The organism is Luteitalea sp. (assembly GCF_044337415.1).
In the GTDB taxonomy this organism is placed as follows: domain Bacteria; phylum Acidobacteriota; class Vicinamibacteria; order Vicinamibacterales; family Vicinamibacteraceae; genus Luteitalea.
On sequence record NZ_JBIINP010000376.1, the window covers coordinates 1 to 2,805 of the forward strand.

4 protein-coding genes are annotated in these 2,805 nt (G+C 67.4%); 2 read left to right on the forward strand and 2 right to left on the reverse strand.

Going from position 1 to position 2,805, the window contains the following annotated elements:
- Positions 1 to 17 precede the first annotated feature (17 nt).
- Positions 18 to 467: an EVE domain-containing protein gene (locus ACIRDX_RS22535; protein ID WP_396627658.1), complete on the reverse strand. Its 450-nt coding sequence runs from the start codon at positions 465 to 467 to the stop codon at positions 18 to 20.
- A gap of 299 nt (positions 468 to 766) precedes the next feature.
- On the opposite strand from ACIRDX_RS22535, the gene ACIRDX_RS22540 reads away from it, so the two are divergent.
- Complete coding sequence (locus ACIRDX_RS22540) at positions 767 to 1,234, forward strand: hypothetical protein (RefSeq protein WP_396627659.1); 468 nt, start codon at positions 767 to 769, stop codon at positions 1,232 to 1,234.
- A gap of 42 nt (positions 1,235 to 1,276) precedes the next feature.
- Entirely contained in the window at positions 1,277 to 2,308 is a 1,032-nt protein-coding gene (locus ACIRDX_RS22545) for a reprolysin-like metallopeptidase (protein ID WP_396627660.1), read from the forward strand.
- 96 nt (positions 2,309 to 2,404) lie between these two features.
- On the opposite strand, the gene ACIRDX_RS22550 is transcribed toward ACIRDX_RS22545, so the two are convergent.
- Positions 2,405 to 2,805 (reverse strand): VOC family protein (locus ACIRDX_RS22550; protein ID WP_396627661.1); only part of this gene is annotated, 401 nt, incomplete at its 5' end.

Sequence of the window (2,805 nt, forward strand, 5' to 3'; positions counted from 1 at the left end):
GTGGAGGGCCCGCCGGGTCACGGGCGCCGGGTGCCCAGTCGCACCACGATGTCGTACTCGGCCTGCGTGACTGGTTGCACCGACAGGCGGCTGCCCTTGCGCGTGACCATCATGTCCTCGAGACCGGCGGTCGCCTTCAGCGTCTCGAGGGGAACGGTGGCGGCAAAGGTGGCCACGTGACCGATGTCGACCATGTACCAGGTGGGCGCGTCCGGGTCGCTCCCCTTGTCGAAGTAGGCGTGATCCTTGGTCCAAGCGGTGTGATCGGGGTATCCGGCTCGGACGACCTCGGCCAACCCCGTGACGCCCGACGGCGAGGCGTTGGAGGCGTAGAACAGGACCTTGTCGCCGACCTGCATCTGATCCCGCATGAAGTTGCGCGCCTGGTAGTTGCGTACGCCTTCCCAACTGGTCCGGCCGTCACGTTCGAGTGCGTCGATGGTGTACGCGTCCGGCTCGACCTTCATCAGCCAATATCGTAAAGTCACGTGCAACCTCATGCATGGCACCGGAGTCTCAACCGGCGCTAGTCACAGGATGGTTCCTAAACAAGGGCATTGAAGTTGCCCTTTTTATAATCACTTGACCCAACTTCAGGCTGGGCCGACAACGTAAAGCGTAATCACGACATTCAAATACGGACTCGGAGTTGGGGAGCGACTCCGACCTACCAACGTAAGTCGTCGTATCCATGGCCTGTTGGCTGTGGATCGCCGTGTGCACTCCAGGGAGACAGCGTGTCGCTCTCTGGTGCACGCCCGTCGCCATGCTCTCACTTCGCTCCCTCGCCGCCCTCATCATCGCCGCCTTCGCGATGATCGTTCCCTCTCCGGTCCAGGCCCAGACGGTCCCCGACCTCTTCGTTGCCGCGCAAGGCGGGTCTTCGGCCTCGCGCCGTGACGTCCCCGCGCGGCGGGTGCGCAAGGCGCGCCTCAATCTGCGGGCGCTCGATGCCGCCTCCCTTCGCCTGCACCTGTTCGACGACGTGCAGCCGGTGCTGACGCGCACCAAGATCAAGCGGGCCAGCGTCGACTCGCTGGTCTGGGTGGGCCAGGGCGAGCAGGGGGCGCAGGCCGTCCTCGCCATGTCGCGCGGCGTGATGACCGGCACGGTCTTCGCCGACGGCCGCGTCTTCGAGATCGGCCTCGAGCCAGACGGCCAGTACAGCATCGCCGAACTCGACCCCGGCGCCTTCCCCACCGACGACCCGGAGTTCGAGGGCATCCACTTCTAGGTCCTCGAGGATCCGGGCAACTTCGTCGGCGACCAGGCGCTGGTGGCCACCGAGCCCGGCGCCACGACCGCAGCGCTGACCGGCACTCCGGTGCAGGTGGACGTGATGGTGGTGTGGACGCCGAGAGCCGAGACGGCGGGCGGCGGCGCGGCGGCCATGAACAGCCTGGCGCTCGCGGCCGTCGACAACGCCAACCTGGTGTACGCCAACAGCGGCGTCAATGCGGTGCTCCGTCTCGTGTACGCCGGACAGGTCGACTACGTGGAGACGCCGGCGAGCATCACCACGGACCTCAGCAACCTGCGGGGCACCACCGACCTGTACATGAACGATGTGCACACCAAGCGCAACGAGGTCGGCGCCGACGTGGTCTCGATGATCGGTGAGGGCTATCGCGCCAACGGCTGCTGCGGCTTCGGCGGCATCATGACGACCGTGTCGACCTCGTATGCGCCGCACGCCTTCAGCGTCGTGGATCGCACCTGCGCCGTCGGCAACCTGTCGTTCGCACACGAAGTCGGCCACAACCAGGGGCTCCATCACGACCCGGCCAACGCCTCGAGCGCCGCCTCGACGGCGTACGCCTACGGCTACCAGGATCCGTCGGGCGCCTTCCGCACGGTGATGTCCTACGGCAGTGCCGTGCGGCTCGCCTACCTGTCGAGCCCCAGCGCCTTCTACAACGGCCTGGTGATGGGCACGCCCGGCCAGGACAACGCCCGGACGCTCACCGAGAACATCGCGACCGTCGCGGCGTTCAAGAGCATCGGCGGCAGCACGACGCCCACGACTCCGACCTGCACGTACACGGTGTCGACCACGTCGCTCTCCTACTCGGCGTCCGGCGGTTCCAGGTCGGTCACGGTGACCGCACCCACGGGCTGCGCCTGGACGACCGCCAACGACGCGGGCGCGACGTGGGTGGCCATGAACACCAGCGGCGGCAGCGGCAACGGGACCGTCACGGTGACGACACCGGCCAACACCGGCGGCGCGCGCAGCACCACGATCACGATCGCGGGCAGGCAGATTGCCGTGAGCCAGAGCGCGCCGCGGACGACGCGCAAGAAGTAGTCGCGCGCGGAGCGTGCGACCAGCGAAGGCCGGACTCACGGGTCCGGCCTTCGGCGTCTCGGGCGATCACCACGCAGGGCCGGTGGCGGCCCGGGTTCAGCGCTGGTAGTAGTGCTTGTACATCCCGCGCCGGAACACCCAGCCCCCGAGGGCGCCGAGCCAGCCGAGCACGTAGTACATGTGGCGCAGGTCGATCATCTCGATCAGGTTGCCGTCGAAATCGCGCACGAAGAAGAACCAGTGGCCCCGCGGCGACTGCTCCGGCGTGCTGACGATCTCCACGCCCTTGCCCTTCAGGTAGTCGTGCCAGCGGTGCACGTTGCGCACGTTGAAGCTGAAGTGGGTCTGCCCCACCTTGTTCCAGGGGATCCGGTCGGGAGGCAGCTTCGGCTCGAACCCGAAGATCTCGAGGGTGGCGCCCCCGGGCACGCGAATCCAGCCGATCTTGCAGCGCGGGGCCTCGTGATCGAGGCCGACGCCGAAGAAGGCGCGCACGC